The sequence below is a fragment of the Brevundimonas sp. TWP1-3 genome (assembly GCF_049896085.1).
GTDB lineage: Bacteria > Pseudomonadota > Alphaproteobacteria > Caulobacterales > Caulobacteraceae > Brevundimonas.
In genome coordinates, this window is sequence record NZ_JAFCTP010000002.1 from 468,152 (window position 1) to 493,815 (window position 25,664).

Below are 25,664 nucleotides of genomic sequence, written 5' to 3' on the forward strand. Positions count from 1 at the left end.
GGGTTGATGTGATGGTGCGCACGACACGACAGTTTAAACAGAGGACCGTCGGCTCGATTGTGTCGCACGCTCTGGCTTGCGCGCTGCTCTTTGCGGGCGTCTGGACGTCGAACGCCGTCGCTGCGACCGAACGTTCGGGCGAAGAAGTCTTCGTCACCTGTCGAATCGAAGGGCGCGATCGAGAGGCATCGGTATCTCTCAGTGATATCGGCGCAACCTATCGCTACGGGCCTTCGTCGTCAGAGCCGGAGCTGACCCTGTCGAGCCCCTTGGCCGATCTCGACTATGTCCGCCACAACGGCCCGGCGGGAACGGTCGACGAGATCATGACCTTCGCGAATGGAGACACTACCTACCGGTTTGAGACAGGCCTTCGCAACGGCGCGCAGCCCGATCCCTCCGCCCTTCTGCCGTTCGGACACCTCACCATCAGTCGAAGCGGCAGCGAACTTGCTCGCCTGCCTTGCCGTCCCGACACGATTGAGCGCGCACATGATCGGCTGCTGGCGCGCATGCGCGACATCGGGCGGGAGCGGGCGTCAGACGGCGTTGGCTTCCCAAACTATACTATTCATGACCTCGCAGCCGCATCTGCATCTGCGCCTTGCGAGGTCGAAAACAACGTGGACACCTGCTGGAGCCGCGGCGTCAGCGCGGCACGGGGCGGCGATCTGAAGGTCGCGCTAGAATACTACGACATGTCCTGCGCGGCCCGCATCATGACTGCAGGCTGCTACGAGGCCGGCAAGCTGTATCTCCAGAACCGCCAGCTGCGCGACTACGTGCGCGCGAGGCAAAGTCTCGTGCTGACCTGCGACGGCGACGATTCAGGTCAAGGACCCTACGCCTGCAAGTACCTTGGCTGGATGTACCTCACGGGAACCGGCGTGGAGCGTGATCTAACCCAGGCCTTCGTCGCGCTATCGAAGGCCTGCTTCCTGCACAACGACGCCATCCTCATCGACGGGGAAGGCTGCCATTTCCTCGGCCAGGTGATTTTCGAGACTAGGGCCCCATCCGTCCGCAGCGAGACGAACGTCGATTACCTTGCTTTCCTGTCGTTCGCACAGGGGTGCACCGACGAGGCTGAGACGGTTTGCGATGAAGGCCGCGCCCTCCTCCGGCGGGGGCAGGCGCGCGCCGCGCCATGGATCAAGCGTTGCGATCGAAACGTCGGCCGTTACGGCGACATAGGCTCATGCGCGGAGTTGCTCACCATTTCGGCGGACTACGACGTCCGGCAGGCGATGCGGCGACAGCTCAAGTCGCTCTTCAGCCAGGCCTTAGCCGCCCCGGAATAGCGCCTTGGCGCTCATCGCCATTCTCCAGATTGTGAAAGTTGCGCGCGATAGGTGCGCCTGATAACATCAAGGCTGAGCCTTTCGGCTCGCTCCAGCGGGGAGCTAGGGCCGGAGGTTCCGCAGATGCCCCGGCCAGTCTTCCAAATTTGCCAAGCCGTGCAGTGAGGCGATACGGCAGAGCTGTCGCGGCTCATGCCCGAACTGCGTCACGCGGCCCGGCTGGGCGAGGACACATTCGGCCGGGCCGCATTACAGCGACGGGGGTTGCGATGACGACGGGACGCTGGAGCGGCGCGCTATGGGGGCTGAGCAACTAGTCGCCGCCAAGATCACCGAGTTTGGGGCGCACTTGACGTCAGGCGACCGGGCAGCGGCCGAGCGAGCGCGGACGGAAGCCCTTGCCGCCCTGGAGGTTCACCTCGAACTGACCGATCAGTTGATCAGCCAGACGTTCGCGTAGGCCTGATCATCCCTCAGCGCAGGCTTGCGGGTTGAACGACTCGCGTTATCTAAAAGGTATCCGGGAGGAAACATCCGGACAGGCCCGTTCCGAACCTTCAGTGGCTCCGGGGCGGGCCGAACCTTGTCGGGTCAGGTTGGGCGGCTGGCGCGCCTGTCTGAATCCCCAATGGGCGCAGGCATGATCGCTTCCGACGATGGACGCCTCCACCGCGGAGCTTCGACTGGCTCGCAGCCCCGGCAGTCGCGGGCCCGCAACCGTTGACGATAACCGCCACAGCCGCCACCTGACCAGACATGCGTTTCATCGCGATGGGGAGAGGCACGCCGACGGTCCGCTTTCCACCTAAGCCGATGACCAATAGGTCGGTCCCGTGCTTGGGTTTCGAGGTTCTGCTTCAGCACCTTCGCAATGACCGAGGTCAAGCATTGCAGACGGGCAATCCCTGTGTGAAACGCCCACGATCGCGCAGGAAGTCGCCATGCAGTTATTCCGACCCATCCTGCCCGGCACGACGATCATCGATCGTGTTGTCGCGTGCATCGCAGCCATGATCGGGATCGCGGCGACCGGTCTCGCCACTCGGTGGATGCTGGGATCGGAAGGCCCAGCGTCCTTAATGATGGTCGCATCGATGGGAGCCTCCGCCGTTCTCGTCTTCGCCGTTCCCGCAAGCCCTCTTGCACAGCCTTGGCCTGTGCTCGGCGGCAATGTTGTTTCGGCCGCCGTCGGCGTGGCGGTCGCCCACCTGCTCGACGACCCCATGCTCAGTGCAGGAATCGCGGTCGGAGCGGCCATCGCGATGATGTCGCTTCTTCGCTGTCTACATCCGCCAGGCGGGGGAACGGCTCTGATCCCGGTGCTCGCCGGCGTCGGCGCACCAGCGGCGACGTGGTTGTTTCCTTTTTTGCCGGTCGCGCTCAACGCCGCGTTTTTGATTGGCTTCGCCTGGCTCTTCCACCGCTTCTCGGGGCACCGTTACCCGAGGGTCGTCCAAGTCGCGACAGCACCAACATTCTCAATCAACGACGACGACATCGCCTACGCACTCTCGCAAATGCACGAGCCTCTGGACGTAAATCCAGGCGACCTCCGCATCATTGCAACATTGGCTGCCGAGCACGCGCGACGTCGCAGGTGAAACGTCCGTCAACTCCTTAACGCTGCACGCGTCTGCTTTGAAGAAGGGCAGCCTCGAACCGAGGCTGCCTCGATGAAGCGGACCTTTCGAACGTCTCAAATGAGTCAAAAACGAACATTTTCTTTCAGAAGCAAACTTTCGGTGGGCGTCTGCTGTTCGTTAGCAGGCAAGCCACCCGCCTTAGTCGCCCCGGCCTGACTGCGCTCGCCGACCACCCCAAAAACCCAGCCCGGCAGCCAGCGCAAAGATTTCGCCAGCGCCAATCAGCATGCCCACCCAAAGCAGCGGCCATGTCGCGAAAGCCTCTCCAGATTTAAATCCGAGGTAGGCCACGACGACCGCTGCCAAAGCCAAGGGCAGGCAGCACCAGCCTGTCAATGCAAACCTCCCCCAGCGCAGAAGACGAGGCGAGGCGTGTTGCCTTGCGGTGACCGCATGCCAGCTTTCCGCCGTAGCTGCATCGACCCCGACCGATCACTATCTGGAGACTAACGTGCTCCTCAAGAAGGCCCCGGATCGGAACCAATCCCAAGCCGAAATCGAGGATTGAGTGGTGTCGGCGTGAAATGCATCGCATAGGTCGGGGTCACCCGCTTTTGAGCACCGGCTGGCGAACGATTTTCGTTCCGCTCCCCGGAGGCGCAAATGCCTGAGACAATCCTCGTCAACAACTGGCTGTTCAGCGGGATGAGCGCGCCCGATCAGGACGTTCTTCGGCCCGCACTCGCACGTCGCGAGGTCGCGTACTCCGAGGTCCTCTTCCACGCAGGCGACGTCGTCGACGTCATCCACTTCCCGGTATCCGCGCAAATCGCAAACATCATGCGATTTGACACGGGCGAGAGCCTCGCCGTCAGTTCGGTTGGCCGAGAAGGTGTCACAGGGCTGGCGGCCTTCATGGCCGTCGAACCCTTAGGCTGGGACGCCATCGTCCAGGTCCCAGGGGTCGTGTGGACGGTTCCGGCTCACACCGTACGCACGCTCGCCGCCAGCAGTCCCGAGTTCGCGACACAGCTCCTGAAGGCCACGCACGCTAACCAAGTTGAAGCTCACAACCTCGCGATCTGCGCGACTTTTCATGCGGCTTTGCCGCGCGTCGCGCGCTGGCTCCTGACCCTGCAAGAGCGCACCGGGCAGGCAAGCTTCACATTCACACAAGAAGACCTCGCCGGTCTGCTCGGCGTTCGACGCTCCACCGTCAACGAAGCCATGATCGCCCTCAGAACGGCGGGAGCCGTCCGCGGCAAGTTGAGAGGCCGGGTTACGATTGCTGATCGCGCCGTTCTCAAAGTTATGGCCTGCTCGTGTAATCGAGCGCACTGAACGGTTCCGCATTTCTCCACAGCGTCCGTTTGCCACCATCGCGGACCTGCGGGCGTGACCCAGGCGGCGGGCTCGTCGTCCAGAACTGACATTGCGTAAGCTTAACTTGCGACATCGGATCAAGCGAAAGCACATGTCGCTGCCGCCATGTCGGCGGCGGAGGCTCTGGGAAGCATGATGCGTGCGGGCACGATGTTGGCGATCGGGGTGTGGTTGGCGACGAGTCCGACAATGGCGCAGTCGCACCATGCCGAGTCTGCGGTCGCGGCGGCTCCCATCGCCGCCTCTTTAGAATCTCAAGCGCCTGGACTACTCGCACGACTGAACATCGCCAGCCTCTCGGTCGCAGTTCTTGAGGAGGGGCGCATGGTTTACACTCAGGCTTGGGGACAAGCCTCGCCTGGCCAAGCTGCGACTTCGAATACGCTCTACAACGTCGCGTCCTTGGCGAAACCGGTCAGTGCGGAAGTCGCTATGCGGCTCATCGCGACGGGGCGTATCGGGCTCGACGAAGCCATGTCCCCCTACTGGATCGATCCGGACTTGGCGGAAGATCCCCGGGCCTCTCGGCTGACGCCCCGCCTTGTGATGAGCCACAGGACGGGATTGCCGAACTGGCGAGCAGACGACGGGGGAGTCCTCAAGTTTGATCGCGAACCGGGAGAGGCCTTCGGCTACTCAGGGGAAGGTTTTGAATGGCTCGCGCGGTTTATCGAACGCAAAACCGGCACGCCTTTCGAAGAACTGGCGCAAGCGCTCGTCTTCGCCCCAAGCGGCATGAAGGATACGGCCTACACCCGGCGTTCCTGGTTTAGCGGGCGTCTGGCCGTACCCTACGATGCGGACACGACAGCGTTGAGTCCGCAGATCGCTGAGAACTATGTGGCCTCTGACGATCTGATCACGACGCCGACCGACTACGCGCACTTCATGATCGGGGTACTGAACCAGCAAGGTCTGACGCCAGAGCTGTACCGAGAACGTCAGACGATTCAGACGGCGCGCCCGGGGCCGGCGTGCGCGACTGATGCGGCAACAGTTTGTGCGTCCGAGGACGGCTTTGGCCTAGGTTGGGAAAGCGTCTTGATCGACGGTCGGCGGGTCTTGATGCACACCGGGATGGATGAGGGAACCTTCACCTTCGCCTATTTCGAACTCGATGCGGGCAAGGGACTGGTCCTGTTCACAAACAGCAGCAATGGATGGAAGGCTGTTTTGCCCGTTCTTCAACTGACGAACGCAGACAAGGGATTTATCCAACACCTTCGCCGCGCCATCTCGTAAGTCTTGTTCGGTTGGGCCGGAAACGTGGGCCGTCGTCCACCGGCGTTTCGAAACAGCTTGGTAATGCGAGCGCGCATTGGCTGCAGTCCGCTTCCCACCCTTGCGGACGCGAACCAGATGAGCGGATCCGACTACCGCCGCGCCGCCCGCCACCACAGGAGACCGGCGTGCGCAGCCAGAGAAGCCAGGGTCCAGACAGCTGCGTTGATGAGAAACATCCGCCAATCGAACCGATCAGCAGCGAACCACACCTCGGTTATATCGGCGGTGTTCACCACGGACATGCCGAGGTAGTCGCTGACGAATGTCAGGGGCCATCCTGTGGCGACAACATTGCAGCCGTGTTCACAGCCCATGATTTCCGGATCAACGACGGTGATGGAACGCGCGCCGACGAAGGTGGACAGCAGCGTAAGCGCCGCTCCGGCGCATCCATGGAGAAGAAGGGCGGTCGCGGCGTTCATTCTCCCGGCCTATTGTCGGGCAGGCCGCGCGTCAATCTTGGCTTTCCACCCCTAGCTTACCCCCCATCGGCGCTATCGGCGATGTTCGATCCCGAAGGATGGAAAAACCCCTCGGCGGAACCTTGTAGAACCTGACGTCTTGAGGGGAAGGCGCCGACTGTGAGGGAGCGCGTGACGCTAAGTCCAGTCGTTGCTGCCGCCTAAGGGAAGATGATGACTCCATTGCGCGCGAGTAACCGCCTACTGATCGTTGAAGACGATGTACTCATCGCGACCGTCCTCAAGGACGAGCTGGAAGATGCCGGATATCACATCCTCGATCTGACAGACCGAACCGCCGACGCGCTCGAAGTCGCCAAAGGCCGCGCTCCAAATCTGGCGCTGGTCAATATTGACCTCGCTGATGGGGACGACGGTGTCGAGCTGGCCGATGCTCTTAAGACCTTGGGCATACCGGTCCTGCTGATTAGCGGCCAGGTCAGCCGCGCACGATCAGCGCGGACGGTTGCGATCGCCTCGCTGCCGAAGCCTTACGACGCCGCAGACATGGTGCGTGCCGTCGACTACCTGCTGGCTCGCCTTCAGGGGAACGCTTCACGGCCGAAGCCTATGGGCCTCGAGGTGTTCGACGAAGATGTTTTCGAGTTTGCGGCAGCAAACTAGGCGTAGGGTTCCGACCCAAGAAGGCTTGAGGCAGCGCTTCGCCAACAGCGCGTCAGGGCCTGTCAAAAATAAGGGCTCCGCAGTCCAAAAAAAATGACGTGCCGGCTTGCCGTGAATAATTCCGGCGCCCGCGTTGGTCCCGCCTTGGCTGACAACTATCGCAGGTCATAGCGACTTATGGCGAGGTCGCTTAGGCGCAGAGTTCAGATCCCTCAATACATAACGGCAACTAATGACGCCGCTTGGGTTTCTATCCGGGTGCGATCGACGCACGCATGGCGTCGCAGATCGTGGCGCTCGGTCGTGCTGGAAGGACCGGGATGCCCAAGACACTTACGAGGCTGGTTTACAGGAGCCGGTCGCTCGTGGCGCCAGACGATACAACGACTGTGAAGGCCATCTTCGAGGTCTCACGACGAAACCACAAACGCGATCGCATTACCGGCGGCCTTGCCCAACCCGATGTCATTTCACCCACGTGGTCGAAGGGCCTGCCGTGGCGATCGACGCCTTGATGGCCCGAGTTGCCGCAGACCCCCGTCACGACGACATCGTCATCCTCGGCAGGTGGCCTGCTCCTGGGCGGTTGTTTGAGGCTTGGGTGATGGCGATCCCCGATCGAACGCCTCTGAAAGAGCAGTCGTTCCGTATCATAAACGAAACAGGGACCGGGGCTCAGGTCGTCAGCGTCCTCTTAGAACTCACCAAGCGGCCCGGGAGTCTCTACGGAATTCTGTAGACCGATAGGCTAACCAATTTTCCAAAATCCACCTGCCTTTTCGCAGCCTCGACGATAAGCGCAAACTCAAATGGCCGGTTGTAGCCGCCAAGTCTTGCGGCCCGTCCGCCGTCACTGCTGAAAGCAGACGTTTGGAGAGTATCGGACTTGGTGAGAGGTGCGGATTCAGCGGGCAAACGCGGCGAGCATGCGGGCGTTGCCAAGCGCCACATCGTGCCCTTATGCTGCGAACTTGCGGCCATTTTGCCCGGCCTGCCCGTGTCAGAGCGCTGCGGTCTTGCGGAACGCCAATTTCCTAATCCATAGCCACTGAACCTTGGTTTCGCGCGACTGCCCAGTAGGCTTGAAAAGTGGGCTATCGCTTGCGCCGAGGGCTACTCCTGACCGAGGCCCAGTTCGACCGAACCGCTGAGCGGCACTTCCGGCGCGGGAATGTCCGCGCGGACCAGCCGATGGGCCGCGGCGGCAAGCTTGTGTCGCATCTGCGCCGGTCGGCGCCACGGTCGCAGGCTGTCAGCTGCCGAGATTGGATCTCCCAGGTGGTGTTCGGCGACGAACCGGGAGAAGGCGCCGTGACTGCGTGACCGAAGCGGACGCAGACGATCCAAACCTTCGTCCCGCAGATGCTCGATGCCAGCGCCGATGCCGCCGTGGGCCATGATTGCCCGGCTGACCTGCATCTCATCGCACCCCAGCCAGTGCGCAATCAGCCGGCTACGAAACACGCCGACACACGCCCCTCCCGCCGCTTCAGGGCCCGACCCCGCATCTAGGGTCAGGTCGCATTCGCTATCGAAGCCCTGAGATCGGTTGTTGACGTTGCTGGACCCGATGCGGACGAACCGGTCGTCGACGACGGCGAGCTTGGCGTGCACGATAATGATCCGGCCATTGCGGGTGACAGGGCTATAGGCGCTGAACCGCCCATGCCGGTCCGCGTCCTCCAGCCGTTTGAGAAACGCCGAGCGCGTCTTGTCCATGGTCATCTGGTCAAACCAGCTTGGCGAATGCCGGGTCGACACCAGGATCACTTCCGGGCCGTTGGCTTCGTCGAGCCGCTGGGCGATGGCCTCCGCCACGATGGGAGAGGTGAAATACTGGTTCTCGATGTAGAGGGTCGTCCTGGCCGAAGCGATCGCGGCCAAGGTGGCCGCCTCGCCCTCCCTCAACTCCGGAAAATCTTTCCACGGGGCCTGGGTTCGTGACACGCCGATCTCGACGTTTTCTAGATCAGGCGTCACGTCGGCCGGCCAGACGTCGGACACGGTTGCAGCTTGGGTGGCGAGCATCTCTCCGGTCGCCCTCGCCCACCGCTCGCGGAAAAGATCACCCAGAATGGCCGCCGGCGGACCGTCGACCATCGCCATGACCTCATGGCGGCAATCGTAGCAGGGCATTCCTTTGGCGGTCTTCCCGCGACGCGGGTCAGGGTGAAGATGTTCGGGGCTATCCCAGCGGTCGGGGCCGATGTCGCAACTGCCGCAGAAGGCCACGGCGTCGTCGATGACGATGACCTTCTGGTGGTGGGAAGCGCCCGGCGGCAAGGTTCCGTCCAGACGAAAATCGACGCGCGTGTTGGCGAAGAAGCGACGGCTGCGCCAGGGAAAGAACCGTTGGGTGGCCGCCACGGCCACGGGCGACTTCCAGCACAGGATCCGGATCTCGAGGTCCGGCCGGGCCTCGGACAGATCTCTGAGGAAGCAGCCGATCGTTTGCGGACCCGAACCGTCCATCGGCTCGTGATCGAGGACAGTGTCGGGATCAAAGGCCCAGTTCAGGAAGTGGATGGACCGACTCGCCTGGCTCATCGCCGCCTTCGCGGCGGCCAGGTAAGGTTCCATGTCCACCAGGAGCGCGGCGCGGGGCGCGACTTCGGCGCGCCAGCAGGTGGTCCCGACTTCCAGCATGTCGACGTCTCCCGACAGAAATCGCCCCGTGAGCCGGTCGCACTGCTTACATCATCTCGAGGGTGAAGCGACGCGCCCGAAATGCATCGGGAGCGTCGCGACGTTTGTCTTACTCGGTCCGGGCCGCGGCGTCGGCCGCCGCATCGGTCTTGCGCGCCGCGGTATCGGCGGCAGCGTCGGCGTTGGCTGCCGCGTCCCGGGCCGCAGCCGCGGTCGTGTCGGCGGCGGCGTCCGCATTCGCGGCTGTGTCGCTGGCCGCCGAGGCGACCGTGTCGCCGGCGTTTTCCGCAGTGGCGGCGGCGTTTTCCTCGGTCCGCTCGGAGCAGGCTGCCAAGGCCAAGGCGGCCGCAGCGGCGATGTACAGGATGCGCATTGTGTGTTTCCTCTTGCTGACGGCGGCTGATCCGCCTTCGATTGCAGCGCCGTCAGGCTAAGGCGAAGGCCTGCCGATGGCGACAGACATTTCTCACCCGGCTTGGTAGGGTCGAGCGTCTAGCGGCAGGTCGCCCGAACGTCACAGCTAGGAAGCCACCAATTTTTGCATCGCGCCAGAAGCGGTCACTCAACGACGGCCGCAAACATGACATTAAGTGCGCTCGAAAGTCGGCTTTCTGGCCGATAGACTAAGACGGTTCGAGTCGATCACTCTCACCAGGCATCGACCAGCCAAGCGTACTGTCTGGTGCCTACGTATGATAAAAACATCTCTTTCGCCAAGGCGGCTAGAATCACGCGTTTCCTGAAGCGCCGGATTAGATATGGCGATTGCCCTAGCGACCTGATGGCCCATCTGGAAAAACCGTTGGTTGTTCAGCGTCGGAATACCCGGGCGAGCGAAGCCTAGTATAGGATAGATGCTATCGCCTGCGATGAGGAGGCAAGCCTACTGCTCAAGTATGCCGTCCAGATCACCGACCTCGCGTGTGATCGCGGATCCAATAAAGCGGCTTCGCGGCCATTAGCTGCGTCACCATGTTGGCCATCCGGGACAGCCGCCCAGAGCCGGAGGGACCCAGCACAAATCCCTGGCTTCCAAGTGCTCCCGACACTTGGCGTCGTCGATGAACGGTGCCGCCCGCGCCACTGCCTCAGTCCTTGATCTCAGCTGTGCAGGGTCGATCGTCTGGCCCGGCCGCGCCGTCGCAGCGACGCGCCGCGAGAACCGTTTCCTCTGTCTCGATCAGGCGGTTCAAGCCGTCCTCGCCCTTCACCAGGGTGAATGCGTCGTAAAGTCGGCCCGTTGCGGTGAAGGCGCGGAAGTTCAACCGCTCTGCTTCGACATCGATCAACTGATAGAGCTCGGTGTTCTCAGCGGCGCGCACGGGTTGTGTATCCGCGCGGTCATTGAGACCGTACATCTTCGAGCCGGTGACTGAGACGACATAGACCGGACCCTGCGGCCGTCCGGCGGCGCTGTCGACGCGCGAGGCCTCGGCCCCGGCGGGATTGGACACCCGGCCGTAACAGTGGTCATGCCCCTGCAGCACGAGGTCTACCCGACGAGAATCGAAGATCGGCTTCCATGCCGCCTTCAGTTCCTCAGTGTCCTCGGGCCGAGCGCATGTGTAGATTGGCTGGTGAAACAAGGCCACGTTCCAGCGGGCAGTGCTGGTGGCGAGCGTCTCGTCCAGCCAGCGCGTCTGGCTTCCTGAAGCTCCGAGGTCGATGGCGGCCGTGCCGTCCAATACGATAAACCGCACACCCTGATAGTCGATGTAATAGCTGGTCTTCTCCACGCCCGGCGCGCCGTTGCCAGGAAGCGCGAACTGGAGCGCCCAGTGCGGGCCAAGACGTCGCGATTCCGACCCGTCTGGCAGGATTTGATCGACGTATTCATGGTTGCCCGTCGCGGGCAACTGCGGCGTCATGGCGAAGGCGCGACCGCCAGCCTCGGTCCATTCGCCCCATTCGTCGTCGTGGACCTTGGTCTCGCGCTGGGCCACCAGATCACCGGCGTGGACTATCAAGGCCGCCGGACCGGCTTCTTTCAGCGATGAGCGGATGACGCGCGACCCGATCTCAAGGATGTCATTTTGGGTGTCGCCCAGATAGATAAACCGAAACGGTGCGAACCCGGCCGACGCGGTGCGGAAAGGCAGCCACTCGCTCCATCCGTCCGCAGCTCGAACGCGATAGACATAACGCGTATCCGGCTCCAGCCCTTCAAATCGAACTTGATGATAATGAGCCTGACCGTTCTCGTTTTCTATCGGCGAAGTGGTTCCAGCTACTTCGCGCGTGGTGAAGTCTAAAAGCGGCCCATCGATCTCTTGCGCGATCTGAGCTTGTGCGAGCGTCTGACGGGTGTCCGTACGCCAGGCCACGGCTGCGCCTCTTGCTGCGTCGGCGGCGGGGCTCAAGACGATCCGATCCGCCCACCCCTTCGCTGCCCATCGACCGCTCGGCGCATGGGCGGGTGGCGGAAGCGGATCGGGGTCGGGCGGAGCGACGACCTGTGCGGACGCCGCCTCGACGATAAGCGTGCAGGCCAGCATGGCTCCAAGGGCGGTCAAAGCGTATCGTTTCGGAATGCGCATCTTGGAAACGGCTCCATTTGGGGACGGCCTGCGCCGGGACGCAGACAGCCGCTGACAGGACTGTATATGATGAGGCGTCTGCTTGGCTGGGGGCGTGCCATCGTCGCAAGGCCTTCGCCGTCTAACCCGCAAGCGCTACGCAAATGCGACAGGACCTGCCCGACGCGGTGACCTTCTACACGCTGCGTCAAAATGCCCAGCCTCGCTCGCGCCTTCGTCGCGAAGGCCAATCAGACTCTACGTCCGCCGCCGCATAACCGTGCGCGCAGTTCGGACACGCCTTGATGGTCTACACCATAGACGAAGGCGAGAAACGCGGCGAATACCAGGCGCGATCAACCAAAGGCAGTAAGCCAGCTAATCGCAGGGTCGAGATGGCCACTTCGATCGCAATGAGTCGTGGGATGCGAGAGGCAGGGGAGCCACGGGCCATGTCAGTTCGGCGCTGGAACAGACGGTCCTAAATGAAAAATCTCTCTGTGACAGCGGTTTTTGCACGACGACTAGGAAAAGCCCGATTGAGAGCGGCGCGGCGCGCAAGCCGCGGTGATCGACGTCCGAGACAGCAACGCGCTTTGGAAGGTTTTACGAACCGGAACGCGGGCTTTCCTCCTCAACCCGCGAGCGGACGATAGCTTGGTCGCCGACAGGGCGGAACGCGCTACAGGCACCGGCGACATCCCCGCGCGCTCAATGCTGTCCGACATCGGCTCGTCCGGTCGACATTCGACGGGCCGCAGCACAGCAGGGACGAGTATGGCACGGGCCGACTGGCTCTCCGCGTGCAACCTCGCCATAAACGGGCACCGCGTTCGTCGCCAGTCTGTTCGACACCTAGCCAACACATTAGCCCGCAGCGACCCCGTCCGTCTGCCCAACGCGCAAGCCGTGCCCCCCTTCGCCCCGCCCATCGGCGTCACGCTGAGATGGACGCCTCATAGCGTCGTCCGTCTGGGTTCATCTCGATGCAAGACTGACGGCCGTGCGCGTGCAGTCGGCCAGGTCCCTGACCACGTGCCGACCGATGCAGAACATGTCCTCATAGCTGGGCTTGGCCGCGGCCAGGCACTGGAACAGGTTCAGCTTGGACATCTGCAGGCAGAAGGTCGCGTTCGGATCCTGCAACACGCCGTCACTCCCGTCATCCGCCACGCTTTCGCCCAGCAAGGCCCGGGCGGCGATGCTCAATGACCGAGTCACCGCCGGCGTATAGGGCGCCGTTCGAAGCGAGGCGGGCGTGCGAGACGGCTCGGCATGGGCGGCCATCAGCAACAGGGCGCTCTCGTCCTCGGACGCCGGTCGAGACGTCTCAGACGCCAGTTTCGCCCGCTCCAGCCGGCCCGGCCGATCGGCCACGGGCTGACCTGCCCAGCGACGGCGGGGATCGTTGCGCTCCTGGATCGTATAGGCGTCACCCTCGACCCGGTCCGACGCGGCCTCGATGGCGACGGCGGCCTCTTCCATGACCTCGACGATCAGACCCGCCGCCGCATCGGCGCCGGGAAAGGTCGCGGCATAGGCGGGGTCGGCCGCCAGTCGGTCCAGGATCTCGCGTCTTTGCTCAGGATCGGCCGCATAGGCCCGCACGCCCGCGACGAAGTCTGGGGACTGCATCGCCAGCACCGCGCCATAGGCCACCAGACCGCGCGCCAACTGGTCGGCGTTATAGGTCGCGCCTCGCTGCAACGCCGCCTGAACTGCATCGGCGTCGGCGAAACCGCCGTCGAACGTCGCTGCGTCGCGCATGAAGACCAGATAGACCGACGCCGCCTGCGCCACGCTGTCGTCCAGTCGGATCGAGGGCGGCGGGGGCGGTGGCGGCGCAGGCGGTTCGGCCGGCTTGGCGCACCCCATGGCCAGCGCGATCAAGCTCGCCGCCGCCGCGATCCGCGCCCAGCGCAGGCTTGCGCGGCTCACAGCATGGCCACGATGAACGCGCCACAGGCGGCGAGCACTGCAACGTTCACGGCGGTCATGGCGGCGACGAAGATCTGGTGGGCGGTGAATTTCATCGGCTCTCAAAATCGGCTTCGGGATCGACGCCGCTTCGCACGTCGCCGTGGGGCGTTCGTGTGGACTTCATGGAGAAATCATGGAGACACCCCATCTAGGCTGGACCGCCGCTCTTCACCGGGCGATGTCGTGGAGACCCAATGAGCGCCTTGGTCATCATCGCCGAAGACGAGCCCGAGATCGCCGCCGTGCTCGACGCCTATTTCGTGCGCGAAGGGTTTCGCACCGTGCGCGCCATGGACGGCCAGATCGCGCTGGACCTGCACGCCGCCCTTCGGCCCGACCTGGTGCTGCTGGACGTGCGCATGCCGCGCGTCGATGGTTGGAGCGTGCTGGGCGAACTGAGGCGCAGGGGAGAGACGCCTGTCATCATGATCACCGCGCTGGACCAGGACATCGACAAGCTTCAGGCGCTCCGCATCGGGGCCGACGACTATGTCGTCAAACCCTTCAATCCGGTCGAGGTCGTGGCCCGCGCCCAGGCCATCCTGCGGCGCAGCGGCGGCTCGGGCCAGGGCGGCGTCATTCGCCTAGGGCCGCTTGAGATCGATCTCGAGGCCCACATTGTCCAGTGGCGAGGGGCCGAGGGGCCGCAACGCATTCCCCTGACCCTGACCGAGTTCCGCATGCTGGCCCACATGGCCCGCTATCCGATGCGCGTCTTCTCGCGCGCCGAGCTGGCCGATGCCTGCCTGAAGGGCGACGAGGTGCTGGACCGGACGGTGGACAGCCATCTCAGCAAGCTGCGGCTCAAGCTACGCAAGGCCGGCGGCGACGACGTCCTCGTGGGGGTGCGCGGCGTGGGCTATCGCCTGGAAGCCATGCCATGAGGGCCGCGCGCGCCCTAGGTCCCCGCATCGCCGTGCGTATGGCCCTGGTCACCCTGGCCGTGCTGGGCCTCAGCGCGGCTGGCGCCTTTGCGCTCTACGGCTGGGTATTCGAGAACTATCCCGATGCGGTGGCCTCGCCCCAGGCCTGGCATCCGCAGCCGGTGGACTATGTCGCCCTGGCCTCAGCCGCAGTCCTGGCCCTGATCGGCGCCGCCTTCGCCGGATTGCAACTGGCCCGACGCATCGTTCTGCCTCTCGCCTCCCTGTCCGGCGCCGCCCGCGCCATCGCCGACGGCGACCTGTCTGCCCGCGCCGTAGCCGGCGACCGCTCCATGTCCGAGACCGCCGACCTGGTGGACGACTTCAACCTGATGGCTCAGCGGCTGGACACTCTGGCCGCCGACATGACGACCTGGAACGCCTCCATCGCCCATGAGTTGCGAACGCCCGTCACCATCGTGAAAGGCCGTCTGCAAGCCGCCGCCGACGGCGTCCTTCCACTGGACCGCGAGATGTTCCTGACCCTGCTCAAGCCGGTCGATGCCCTGGGCCGCCTGATCGAGGATCTGCGTGTGGTCAGCTTGGCCGACAGCGGCCGCCTGCAACTGCGCCTGACGCCGCAGGACCTCGGCGAACGGCTGGAAGACGTCCGCGCCCTGGTCGGCGCCGAAGCTGAGGCCGAGGGTTACCCCATCACCTGGACGACGCCGTCCACCCCGGTCGTCTGCGACGGCGACCGTATTCAGCAGGCCGTTCTGGCTTTGCTCGAAAACGTTCGTCGGCACGCCGATCCCGGCCCTGTCGCCGTCAGCGTGACGGCCGATGACCACTTCGCCGTCATCGCCGTCGAGGACAGCGGCCCCGGCCTGCCCGACGCCATGAGCCAGTCCGTCTTCACCGCCTTCAAGCACGGTTCAGGCGACGCAGGCGGCACGGGTCTCGGCTTGGCCGTCGTACGCGTCATCGCCGAGGCCCACCGCGGCTCGGCGCACTACATCACCGGAGCTGGCCGAGGCTCGCGGGTTGAGATCCGCATCCCCATCCTGGGCCAGCTCCCTCGAGCTCACGGCCAACTCGTAGGTAGCGCTGAATGATGATTCGGCGGAGCGAACCTTACGGCACGAGAGAAGTGCGTTCCTGTTCAGCGAATGAGGATAAGCTGCCTACCCCCGAAGAAAACGGCCTGTGCGGATAACTTTAGTTCGATTTGCCTCGTTTTAGGCAGACACTTGCTCGACTCAGGTCGAAACCGGGCAGATCTCGTCACTCAGACCGGCGGCGACGCCAGATTACTGCTTGGAGAATAGCCATGAAGATGATTGCCGCTGCTGCCGCTCTTGTTCTGATCGCATTTGCGTCGCCGTCTTTGGCGCAGTCGAATTCCTCCACCACCGGTTCGGGCTCGATCACCGTGATCCGCCCTCTGACCCTTACCAAGACCGCCGACCTGAAGTTCGGCACCGTGGTTCGCCCGGCGACGGGATCAGGCGCGGCCGTAATCAGCGCCGCCGGCGCGCGTTCGGTCGCAGGTGGCGTCGTCGGCCTTGCGTCAGGCGATGCGCCGGCCGCTGCAGCCTTCTCTGTCGCCGGCGAAGGCGGCCAGTCGGTCTCGATCACCGTCCCGGCGTCCTTCTCGATGGCCAACAGCACGGACGCCGTGGTCGTCACGACCTCGAACAGCCTGACGGGTTCAGTCGCTAGCCAGACCTTGTCGAACGCCCTTGGGTCCGCCGGCTCGCTGGCCTTCAGTGTCGGCGGCTCTGTTCCCATCGGCGCGAGCACAGCGACGGGCGCATACACCGGCACATTCACTGTCTCGGCCGCCTACAACTAAGCTCGAACTTAGGCTGTCATCGCGATGGGCGGATGTGTCGCGCCGTCCGGAGGGAGTCTGGCGGTAACATCGGGGAGGGAAACTTCTACAGTTGCGTGGGCGTCAAAATGGTCGTGCGTTGGCTTTGGCTGGTCTGTGCAGTCGCTGTTCTGAGCGTCGCTTCTGGCGCTCAAGCTCAAGTGAGCTTGTCGCCTCGTACCGCACCCTCCCTCGGCACCACCATTCGCGGCTCCAGCGCGACGACGTTTTCCATCAGCAATACAGGTGCGGTAAGCCGTCTCAGCGGTGATGCGATCCGGTTGTCGAACAGTTCGGTGACCGTGCCGACGGTCTCCTTCAACTGCGGGCTGCTCAACTTAGGCGGCCTGTGCGCCCTCAGGCCGGTCCGCATCACAATCGCCCCCGCGAGCGCTGATCCAGTCGCCATATCGAAGTTCCGCGTCTCCGGCCTCAGAGGCGGGACGTATCGAACCGGGGCTCCGCCCGCTGACGCCCAGATAATCGTTTTCGATCTCAATGCGATTGGTCTGCTTTCAACGGTCAGCTTTAATCTGAGCATGGACGTCGTTTTACAGGGCGGAGCCGCGTCGGGGGTTCACAGCTTCCCATACACAGTCACGGTTCAACTGCTTTGAAAGCGAACATCACAACCTCCTGCCGCTGTTTGGTAACTGAACAGTCGGCACTCCGCTCTCTTCCCACGGTATAGCTCGCCGGCTAGTGTGGGCGGATGTGCAAGAATGGCCCCGATGTGATCGACCCCGCCGTTCAGTCCGACGTCGATCTGGTCAATTCAATCACTGCCATTACAGGCATTCTTGAGGTTGTCTGTCGGACAACAGGCATGCGTTTTGCTGCGGTCGCGCGCGTAACTGACAAGAAGTGGATTGCCTGCGCGGTCAAAGACGACGTGAATTTCGGTCTCGAACCGGGTGGCGAACTCGACCTCGGAACTACGATCTGCGATGAAATCCGCGACAGCCACGTCCCGGTCGTCTTTGACGATGCCCAAGCCCATCCCGTATACGCCGATCACCACACGCCGCGCATATACGGGTTGAGAAGCTACATCTCTTTTCCGATTATCCGCGCCAACGGAGAGATGTTCGGCACGCTCTGCGCAATCGATCCGGAACCGCGCCAAGTCTCGTCCGACGAGACCAAAGAGATGTTCCGACTGTTTGCAGAGTTGATAGCATTCCACCTTGATGCGGCAGACAAGTTTGACGCCCAGTCGTCCGACCTTGAAGCCCAACGTCGAGAATCAGAGCTTCGCGACCAGTTCATCGCAATCCTAGGCCACGATCTGCGAAACCCGGTTGCGTCGATCGCAGCCGGACTGAAACTCATTGGGCGATCCGATCTATCCGATCGAGACCGCATGGTGGTGACCCAGATGGGCGCTAGCATTATGAGAATTAGCCGTCTGATCGAAGACGTGCTGGACTTCGCGCGCGGTCACCTGGGCGGCGGACTCTCTATGGCGATGGCCGGGGAGAACGAACTCAAACCCGCCATTGAGCAGGTTATTAGCGAGCTTCAGCAATCCCACCCTGACCGCACGATTCGTGCATTCGTTTCCATCGATCACCCAGTTGCGAGCGATCCGGAACGCATAGGCCAATTGCTATCAAACCTGCTCGGCAACGCGGTGACGCACGGATCGGCGGCTCATCCCGTGGAGGTCCGCGCCGCCGCGACAAAGGGCGAATTTACGCTTTCGGTTTCTAACGGCGGAAAGGCGATCCCGCCTGAAGCTCTTCCCAACCTGTTCAAACCTTTCACCCGCGCTAGTGTCGATAAGACATCGGGAGGTCTGGGCCTGGGCTTGTTTATCGCATCGAAGATTGCGGAAGCACATGGCGGGTCGCTGACCGTCATTTCAGACGATGCCGAGACGCGCTTCACAATGAAGATCAGCGAAACCCAGGGGTAGACCGATAGCCTCATGGGACTTCTGACTTTTCCCATCAACCTCACTCTAGATGGCTGCATCGACCATCAGGAAGGCATCGCCGACGACGAAACGCATGCCTCTTTTACCCGCTTGATGGACGAAAACGGCGCGATGCTCTGGGGTCGTGTGACCTACGAGATGATGGAGGGCTACTGGCCTACCCGAGGGTCGTCCAAGTCGCGACAGCACCAACATTCTCAATCAACGACGACGACATCACCTACGCACTCTCGCAAATGCACGAGCCTCTGGACGTAAATCCAGGCGACCTCCGCATCATTGCAACATTGGCTGCCGAGCACGCGCGACGTCGCAGGTGAAATGTCCGTCAACTCCCTAGCGCTGCACGCGTCTGCTTTGAAAAAGGGCAGCCTCGAACCGAGGCTGCCTCGATGAAGCTGACCTTTCGAACGTCTCAAATGAGCCAGAAGCAGACATTCGCATCCGCGCGGAAGTCAGACATCCGGCGGGGAGCTGAAGGCCCGCCCGCTGAACCGATGGGCGGTCGAGTTATCCGGACGGGCCTGATAACGCCGCCTCAGCGTTCGATCATGTCGTGGACCTTGGCGGCGAGGTCCCCCATCACGAAGGGCTTGGTCAGGACTTCCATGCCGGGCGCCAGCAGGCCGTTGCCGACGGCTGCATTCTCCGCATAGCCGGTAATGAAGAGCACCTTCAGCTCTGGCCGATCTACGCGCGCGGCGTCCGCCACCTGGCGCCCGTTCATTCCGCCGGGCAGCCCGACGTCGGAAATCAGAAGATCGATACGACGGCTCGAGCGGAGTATATCCAGGCCCGAGGGACCGTCCGGGGCCTCGATGACACTATAGCCGGCTTCGCCCAGCACCTCGGCAACGAGCATCCGCACCGTCGCCTCGTCGTCAATGATCAGCACCGTCTCGCCGTGCCCGCCTTCGGTCACCGGGGTTCCGGAGACCTCGTCACCCTCCTCCACTCCGCCTTGATGGCGGGGTAGATACAGGCACATGGTCGTGCCCTGGCCGATCTCGGAATAGATCCGCACCTGGCCGCCCGACTGGCGTACGAAACCGTGGATCATCGACAGGCCGAGGCCCGTGCCCTGGCCCAGGGGTTTGGTGGTGAAGAAGGGGTCGAAAGCCTGAGCCTGGACCTCGGGCGGCATCCCCGTCCCGGTGTCTGTGACGCAAAGCGACACATACTGCCCCGGCGCCAGCTCGCGAGCCTTGGCCGCGCGGTCATCGAGCCACTTGTTCGAGGTTTCGATGGTCAGCCGCCCGCCGCCCGGCGCCATGGCGTCGCGGGCGTTGATGCACAGGTTCAAAAGCGCGTTCTCGAGCTGCGACTGATCGATCTTCGTCGCCCAAAGACCGCCGGCGCCGACGACCTCGACCTCAACCGCGGGGCCAACTGTGCGGCGTATGAGGTCCTCCATGCCGTTGATCAGACGGTTCACATCGGTGGGTTTGGGGTCCAGCGTCTGGCGGCGCGAAAAGGCGAGAAGCCGCTGCGTCAGCGACGCCGCCCGCTTAGCCGAGTCCTGCGCCGCATCGATATAGCGTTCCATCCCATTCAGCCGGCCCTCGGACAGGCGTTTCGACAGCAGCTCCAACGCCCCCGATATGCCGGCCAGCAGGTTGTTGAAGTCGTGAGCAATGCCGCCCGTAAGTTGGCCCACCGCCTCCATCTTTTGCGACTGGCGCAAAGCTTCCTGGGCGGTCGCCAGTTGCTGTTCGCGGGCCCGATCCTCTGTGACGTCGCGGCCGACGCCGTAGAGACGTTCGCCGCCCGGCTCCGGCGACAAGGTCCAGACGAAGCTGCGCCATTCTCCGGTGGCTGTCCGCAGGCGGTCCTCGAGCAGCCTCGGCTGTCCATCCGCCTTCATAGCCGCCAGAAGGTCGCCGATCGGCTCCACCTCATCGGGGTGAAGGATTTCGGCATAGGGCCGGGACAGCAAGGTCGCCTCGTCCCAGCCCAGAACCCGTGACCAGGATGGGTTGATCCGCTCAAGCCTTCCTTCAAAGTTGACCACTGTGAGCAGGTCGGGGCTCAGGTCCCACAGAAGGTCCCGCTCCGCCGTGCTGCCCTCCAGGAGGAACTCCAGTTGAGCGTTCAGCGCCTCCAGTTCCTCGCCCTGGCGGCGGATGTCGTCGATGTCGCTGTTGGCGCCGACCCAGTTGATGATCCGGCCGCCCTCGTCGCGCACCGGCTCCGCCTGAACGACGAACCAGCGCCAGCGTCCGTCGGCGGCGCGGATGCGGAACTCAGTGCTGTAGCGTTCGCCGCTCGACAGCGCTCGCCCCCACGTCTCTGCGGCTGCCGCGAAATCGTCGGGGTGGACGATCTTGCCCCAGCCCTCGGCGCCGTCGATGTCGCCCTCGGATAACCCGGTATAGGCATAGACCTGTTCATTGAACCAATAGAGGCCGCCGTCCGGCCGGCTGGCCCAGACGTGATTGGGAACCGCCTGGGCGAAAGCCCGGAATTGCGCCTCGCTTTCGCGCAGCGCCGTCTCCGCCGTCCGGCGCGAGGTCAGGTCCTTGAACAGAACGGCGACCTGATTGCGCGTCGGCGGCTCGATCCTGAACGCGGCGACTTCCAGCCAGCGATCGGTGGCCTCGAACGCTCTTTCTACGCGCGCAGGCTCGCCCGTATCGAGCACCCGCTTGTACAGGTCGACCCAGTCCGGCGCCTCGTTCGGCGCCAGCTCCCGGATGGTTCGGCCGGCGACCCCGCTCAGACCGACCTGGACGGCCGCCGCCGGGTTGGTCTCCACATGCAAATAGTCGCTCAAGGGGCCGTGCGGACCATCGACGAACTCGATGATGCAGAACCCCTCATCCACGGTGTCGAACAGCGTGCGGTATCGGGCCTCGCTTTCCCGCTGTTCGGCGAGAGACCGGACCCGCTCGATGTGAGCCCACGACCGTTCCGTCACTTCCCGGATTAGGGCCAGTTCATAGTCTGTCCAGACATGGGGTTGGGCCGCGTGGATGGCCATCAGGGCCGTCAACCGACCTTCCTTGACCAGAGGCATGCAGATGGTGGCGGAGATACCGAGGGCTTGGAAGGTCGATGCTTCTTCGGGTGCGATCTCCTTGAGATTGTCGTTGATGATCAGCGGCCGTCCCGCGCCCAGCTCCTGCACCGCCAACTGGCCGAAATCCGCCAATCGGTAGTGGCCCACAATGCTGCGGGCGCCAGGCTCCGCCCAGTCGCCTCGAATGGTGAAGCCGTCCTCGTCCTCGTCCATATCGGCATAGGCGCAGTTGGCGACGCCAAGGTGTTCCGCCGTCATCCGGGTCGTGGTCGCCAGGATGGCGTCGGCGTCGGTGAGGGGCTGGGTTCCGCGCGCGAGTTCATCGAGGAAGCGCAGCCTTCGCTCGCTCTCCCGGAGCGAAGTCGCGACCCGCGCGCGTTCGCTGGCCGTACGGACCCGTTCGGCGACCTCGCGAACCAGAGCCACATCCTCGTCAGTCCAGATCCTCGGCGCGGCGTTGTTGACGAACAGCAGGGCCACGACCTCGCCCTGTTCGATCAAGGGCATGTTGATCAGGGCGGTGGCGCAGATACCGGCCAGCGCGACCCCGCCATCCTGGACGCGGGGGTCGTTGGCGGCGTCTGCGAAGACGACCGTCTGCCCGCGCACCAGCTCTTCAACGTAGGAACCGAAGTCCCGGAAGTGGATCATCCCGGCGATGCTCGCAACGCCCGGGGCGTTGTAATCGCGCGCGATGGTGACGGTCTCGGCGACGGTGTCCATCACCCCATAGCCGACACGGCTCACCCCCAGCGCCTCGGCCAGAATTCGTGAGGACGCATGCGCAATTTCGTCGGGATCGGTCAGGTCGCGAACGGCGTCGTTCAGTCCCAGGAGCACGCTCTGTCGTCGCTGAGCCGTGTGGATTTCCTGCTGGGCCTTGCGGCGAGTCGCCACCGCGCGGGTGCGTTCGGCGAAGGCTCGCGCAAGGTGGACATCGTCGGCCGTCCACGACCGGGGCATGTCGGAATGGACCAGGACCTGGGCGACCATTCGGTCGTTCTCCATGACCGGGACGTCCAAAAGGGCGCGGATCTGGTAGGCTAGCAGGGCGCCGGGGTCCGCCGCGGTGCGAGGGTCGACGGTGACGTCCGCAATCGCAACGGGCAGGCCCTGAAGCGTTTGTTCGATATAGGTGCCGTAAGTGCGGAAGCTGTGGGGACCGGCGACGCTCTCGCCGCCCTCCTGAACCCAGTCGTCCGCGACGACGATGGTTTCGGCCTCCGAATCGACTTCTCCATATCCGGCGCGATAGGCGCGCAGCGCCTTGGCCAGAAGCCGGGATGACGTCTGTACGACCCGATGCGGATCGGTTTCGTGCGACAAGGCCTGATCGAGCTCGATGAGGGCGGCCTGTCGAGCTTCCAGCTGTTTGCGGGCGCTGATGTCGTTGAACAGCACGGCGACACGATGCGCATCTGGCGCTCCGATGCGCAAAGCCTCCACATCGTACCACCGCCCGAAGACTTCGGCCTGGTTTTCGAACCGCGCTGGTTCGCCGGTCCGGGCCACCCGGCCATACAGGTCGAACCAGTGCTGCTCCAAGCCGGGGGCGATCTCGCTGACCCACTTGCCCGCCGCGTCCTTTAGGCCCGTCATGTCCTCGAAGGCGGCGTTGCCCTCGACGATCAAGTAATCGACCGCCCGAGCGCCCTCGTCGAACTTTATATGTATGATGCAGAAGCCGGTCTGAACGTTCTCGAACAAGGTGCGGTATCGAGACTCGCTGTCCGCCAACGCCGCCGCGCTGCGAACGGCTTCGGTGACGTCGTAACCGCCGGCGAAGATGCCCGTAATGGCCCCGCTCGTATCGCGGACCGGTTCGTAGAGCAGGTCGACGAACCGCTCGCCCCGACCTTCGGCAAGCTGAACGGCCGTGGCTTCCCCCCGGTAAGCCTCACCCGTGCGGTAGACTCCGTCCAGCAGCTCGTAGAAGCCCTGGCCGTCCAGCTCGGGAAAAACCTCGCGCACCGTGCGACCCAAGAACTGCCGTTGTCCCGCCAGTTCCACATAGGCGTCATTGACGTAGTCGAACCGATGTTCCGGCCCTGTTAAAACGGCGGCGAAGCCAGGCATCTGCCGCAGCATCGCCCGCTGGCGCGCTTGTTCGGCCGCCGCCTGCCGTTCGGCGACGACCCGGCCCGTTGTTTCGATCACCACCGCCAGCACGCCGGCCGGACGTCCGGATTCGTCCGGCACAGGCGAGTAATCGAGATTCATGAAGACCTGTTCAGGTCGACCATGGCGGCTGAGCGTCAGTTCCTGATCCTTGTAGGCCAGGGTCCCTCCGGCCAGGCCGACCTTCATGACGTTGTCGTTGAAGTCTGCGACCTCGGGCCAACCCTCCCGCACATTGGACCCCAGCAGGTGCGGGTGGCGGCCGCCAGCGAAGACCGAATAGGCGTCATTGTAGATCATCACGCCGTGCTCGCCCCACAGCAGGACGATGGGGACAGGAGAGGCAATCAACAGCGCGACCGCCGTGCGCAGACTTTGCGGCCATGCGTGACTCGGGCCCAGCGGCGTCGAGGCCCAGTCGTGACGCCGCACGCGTTCGGCCATCTCACCAGCCCCCGGAGAAAAAGCTTCTCCTAGGCCATTACTCCTTGGCGCGTCAGACAGTGGTGAGCCCCCAGCCTTGGCGACAAAGGTCGCCTCCATCGTGCGCAAACGCGGCGAAGCTTGAAAGGGTTCAATCGACGTTCGTAGGCAGCGTCAGCGTCCTGCCGGTTGGGTCTGCTTGGCGCCAAACTCAGACAGACATCCTGCCGCGTAACAAACCCGCGTCAACGTCACCACGCATCTTAACCCGGTCAACACCTCACCGCTCAAGCGCGCTCGCTCGCCCCTCGACCGCCTGGGCCATCCCATTTACCCCAGCGACCAAGCTCAGGCTTTGACCCGATTGAGCCTGTGACCCTGGCCTCAGGCGAGCGTAATGCTCAACCCCTCGAGCATCTCTGACGACGACATAGGGCTGCAAGCCCATCTCATCATGAAACCCGGTCTTCACGGCGACGCCCTGTACCCGGCCGTTCTTAACAACGCGCACATCCTTCGCGCCTTCGAGCCGTCGCTGGTTCAGTGTCCGGATGATGTCGCGCCGCATCTGAAGCGCCCGCAATCGCGGTTCCAAGTCGCCGTCCAGCCGATATCTCCGCCCTGCCGGGACCGCCAATCCCAAACCTTCGAGAGTCCTGAGCCGCCCTCGCGTCAAAGCAGACCAGACATCGGTTCCGCCGACGCCGTCGTCCACCAAACCGGCCTCATCGGCCGCTGCGATCAGTCGGCGATCAAGCCCTGTGAACCGCTCCGCCTGGGTCTCTCTCCAGACGCGTCTCTCCGCATCGATGCGCGACAGATCCCCCAGCCGCTCCTGCGCGGCCTCCTGCGCCCGAGCCCGGAATCCATAACCGATGTAGTCCCGCGGAATGACCAGATCCCGACCACCCGCGCGCCGCCCTCGCACCAGGACGTGGGCGTGGGGCTGGTCCGTGTCGTAGTGGCAGGTCCCCACCCAGCGCAGCGACGGCTCGCCCAGGTCCGCCGCAACACGTCCCATGACATCCCGCACATAGCCCGGCAGATCGGCGATCCGGTCGCCGTTCTCGGGTGAGACGATGAACCGGAAATGATGCCGATCTGCGCCCCAGCTTTCCGTCGCCATCCGCGCGTCCAGGCCGTCGCTTTCACGGTCGAAGAAGTCCGGCCGCGCCGCCTCCGCGCCGGCGCCCGGCCGGCCCAGATAGGCGACGTGCGCCGCGAGCGCGGACGCCCGCGCTGCGCCCTTGCCGACATGGCGGGACACCATCGCCTTGACGATCACCCGCTGCCGGACGTCCAGCCGGAACGCTCGTCCCGAGCGGGTCTGCGCCGCTCGCAACACGCCTGCGCGATCGCCCAGAGCGAAGGCGCGCGACGCCGCCAGACGAACGAACAAGGCGGTCCTCACATCGGCCCTGTCGCGCTTGAGACTGGCGGGAAGCCGAACCTGGATGCCCGCGTCCGCAGAGCACTCCACCGGGGTCTCGAGGTCAGCGAACCGGTCACGTACGAGCATAGGCAAAGCCTCCCTGACGCTTTCGACCGCCCCAACCCGTGACTTGCGACAAGTCGAGAGGACCAACCAGCCGGTCGCTCAACTCACGGAGAAGATAGCCGAAAAGCGCAGCGCCGACCCCCGCCTTTTATC

20 protein-coding genes are annotated in these 25,664 nt (G+C 63.8%); 11 read left to right on the forward strand and 9 right to left on the reverse strand.

Translation table 11 applies throughout. The features are described 5' to 3' along the window. Positions 1-11: 11 nt before the first annotated feature. The 3 genes from ACP693_RS14185 (at position 12) to ACP693_RS14195 (ending at position 2,902) form a co-directional block, all read left to right on the forward strand. Positions 12-1,301, forward strand: coding sequence for a tetratricopeptide repeat protein (locus tag ACP693_RS14185; RefSeq protein ID WP_426020355.1), 1,290 nt, complete (start codon positions 12-14; stop codon positions 1,299-1,301). Between the two features lie 298 nt (positions 1,302-1,599). Next, positions 1,600-1,761: a hypothetical protein gene (locus tag ACP693_RS14190; protein WP_426020356.1), complete on the forward strand. Its 162-nt coding sequence runs from the start codon at positions 1,600-1,602 to the stop codon at positions 1,759-1,761. A 481-nt stretch (positions 1,762-2,242) separates the two neighbouring features. Continuing rightward, positions 2,243-2,902 carry an HPP family protein gene (locus tag ACP693_RS14195; protein WP_426020357.1) on the forward strand — a complete coding sequence of 220 codons (660 nt, stop codon included), beginning with the start codon at positions 2,243-2,245 and terminating at the stop codon, positions 2,900-2,902. 104 nt (positions 2,903-3,006) lie between these two features. Here the strand turns inward: ACP693_RS14195 and ACP693_RS14200 are convergent, their stop codons facing one another. Continuing rightward, entirely contained in the window at positions 3,007-3,165 is a 159-nt protein-coding gene (locus ACP693_RS14200; protein ID WP_426020358.1) for a hypothetical protein, read from the reverse strand. Between the two features lie 382 nt (positions 3,166-3,547). On the opposite strand from ACP693_RS14200, the gene ACP693_RS14205 reads away from it, so the two are divergent. Together ACP693_RS14205 and ACP693_RS14210 are read left to right on the forward strand one after the other, a co-directional pair. After that, positions 3,548-4,225, forward strand: coding sequence for a Crp/Fnr family transcriptional regulator (locus tag ACP693_RS14205; protein WP_426020359.1), 678 nt, complete (start codon positions 3,548-3,550; stop codon positions 4,223-4,225). Positions 4,226-4,456: 231 nt separating this feature from the next. Then, complete coding sequence (locus ACP693_RS14210) at positions 4,457-5,509, forward strand: serine hydrolase domain-containing protein (RefSeq protein WP_426020360.1); 1,053 nt, start codon at positions 4,457-4,459, stop codon at positions 5,507-5,509. Between the two features lie 131 nt (positions 5,510-5,640). On the opposite strand, the gene ACP693_RS14215 is transcribed toward ACP693_RS14210, so the two are convergent. Beyond that, entirely contained in the window at positions 5,641-5,973 is a 333-nt protein-coding gene (locus tag ACP693_RS14215) for a hypothetical protein (protein ID WP_426020361.1), read from the reverse strand. A 210-nt stretch (positions 5,974-6,183) separates the two neighbouring features. Here ACP693_RS14215 and ACP693_RS14220 point away from each other — a divergent pair, with 210 nt between their 5' ends. Both ACP693_RS14220 and ACP693_RS14225 read left to right on the forward strand, forming a co-directional pair. Continuing rightward, entirely contained in the window at positions 6,184-6,636 is a 453-nt protein-coding gene (locus ACP693_RS14220; RefSeq protein WP_426020362.1) for a response regulator, read from the forward strand. Between the two features lie 232 nt (positions 6,637-6,868). After that, positions 6,869-7,375: a BLUF domain-containing protein gene (locus tag ACP693_RS14225; protein WP_426020363.1), complete on the forward strand. Its 507-nt coding sequence runs from the start codon at positions 6,869-6,871 to the stop codon at positions 7,373-7,375. A 374-nt stretch (positions 7,376-7,749) separates the two neighbouring features. Here ACP693_RS14225 and ACP693_RS14230 read toward each other — a convergent pair whose 3' ends face one another. The 4 genes from ACP693_RS14230 to ACP693_RS14245 all read right to left on the reverse strand — a co-directional run bounded on the left by ACP693_RS14230 (position 7,750) and on the right by ACP693_RS14245 (position 13,736). Then, a complete protein-coding gene (locus tag ACP693_RS14230; protein WP_426020364.1) occupies positions 7,750-9,282 on the reverse strand; it encodes a phospholipase D-like domain-containing protein in 1,533 nt (510 codons plus the stop codon). A 109-nt stretch (positions 9,283-9,391) separates the two neighbouring features. Continuing rightward, the gene (locus tag ACP693_RS14235; RefSeq protein WP_426020365.1) at positions 9,392-9,655 is read right to left on the reverse strand and encodes a hypothetical protein; all 264 of its coding nucleotides are present in this window, start codon (positions 9,653-9,655) and stop codon (positions 9,392-9,394) included. A gap of 715 nt (positions 9,656-10,370) precedes the next feature. Next, positions 10,371-11,819 carry a fibronectin type III domain-containing protein gene (locus ACP693_RS14240; RefSeq protein WP_426020366.1) on the reverse strand — a complete coding sequence of 483 codons (1,449 nt, stop codon included), beginning with the start codon at positions 11,817-11,819 and terminating at the stop codon, positions 10,371-10,373. A gap of 957 nt (positions 11,820-12,776) precedes the next feature. Continuing rightward, entirely contained in the window at positions 12,777-13,736 is a 960-nt protein-coding gene (locus ACP693_RS14245) for a hypothetical protein (RefSeq protein WP_426020367.1), read from the reverse strand. 236 nt (positions 13,737-13,972) lie between these two features. Between ACP693_RS14245 and ACP693_RS14250 the strand changes: the two genes are divergently transcribed. The 3 genes from ACP693_RS14250 (at position 13,973) to ACP693_RS14260 (ending at position 16,496) form a co-directional block, all read left to right on the forward strand. Next, a complete protein-coding gene (locus ACP693_RS14250) occupies positions 13,973-14,662 on the forward strand; it encodes a response regulator (protein WP_426020368.1) in 690 nt (229 codons plus the stop codon). Beyond that, positions 14,659-15,756 (forward strand): ATP-binding protein, encoded by a 1,098-nt coding sequence (locus ACP693_RS14255; RefSeq protein WP_426020369.1) that lies wholly within the window; start codon positions 14,659-14,661, stop codon positions 15,754-15,756. The genes ACP693_RS14250 and ACP693_RS14255 overlap by 4 nt, the downstream gene beginning before the upstream one ends. A 215-nt stretch (positions 15,757-15,971) precedes the next feature. After that, entirely contained in the window at positions 15,972-16,496 is a 525-nt protein-coding gene (locus tag ACP693_RS14260) for a DUF4402 domain-containing protein (protein ID WP_426020370.1), read from the forward strand. A 175-nt stretch (positions 16,497-16,671) separates the two neighbouring features. Here the strand turns inward: ACP693_RS14260 and ACP693_RS14265 are convergent, their stop codons facing one another. Then, positions 16,672-16,836, reverse strand: a complete 165-nt coding sequence (locus ACP693_RS14265) for a hypothetical protein (RefSeq protein WP_426020371.1) — start codon at positions 16,834-16,836, stop codon at positions 16,672-16,674. A 411-nt stretch (positions 16,837-17,247) separates the two neighbouring features. Here ACP693_RS14265 and ACP693_RS14270 point away from each other — a divergent pair, with 411 nt between their 5' ends. Then, positions 17,248-18,432: a GAF domain-containing sensor histidine kinase gene (locus ACP693_RS14270; protein ID WP_426020372.1), complete on the forward strand. Its 1,185-nt coding sequence runs from the start codon at positions 17,248-17,250 to the stop codon at positions 18,430-18,432. A gap of 559 nt (positions 18,433-18,991) precedes the next feature. On the opposite strand, the gene ACP693_RS14275 is transcribed toward ACP693_RS14270, so the two are convergent. Together ACP693_RS14275 and ACP693_RS14280 are read right to left on the reverse strand one after the other, a co-directional pair. Then, positions 18,992-24,034, reverse strand: a complete 5,043-nt coding sequence (locus ACP693_RS14275; protein WP_426020373.1) for a PAS domain S-box protein — start codon at positions 24,032-24,034, stop codon at positions 18,992-18,994. Between the two features lie 259 nt (positions 24,035-24,293). Beyond that, positions 24,294-25,412, reverse strand: coding sequence for a DUF3363 domain-containing protein (locus tag ACP693_RS14280; protein WP_426020375.1), 1,119 nt, complete (start codon positions 25,410-25,412; stop codon positions 24,294-24,296). Between the last annotated feature and the right edge of the window lie 252 nt (positions 25,413-25,664).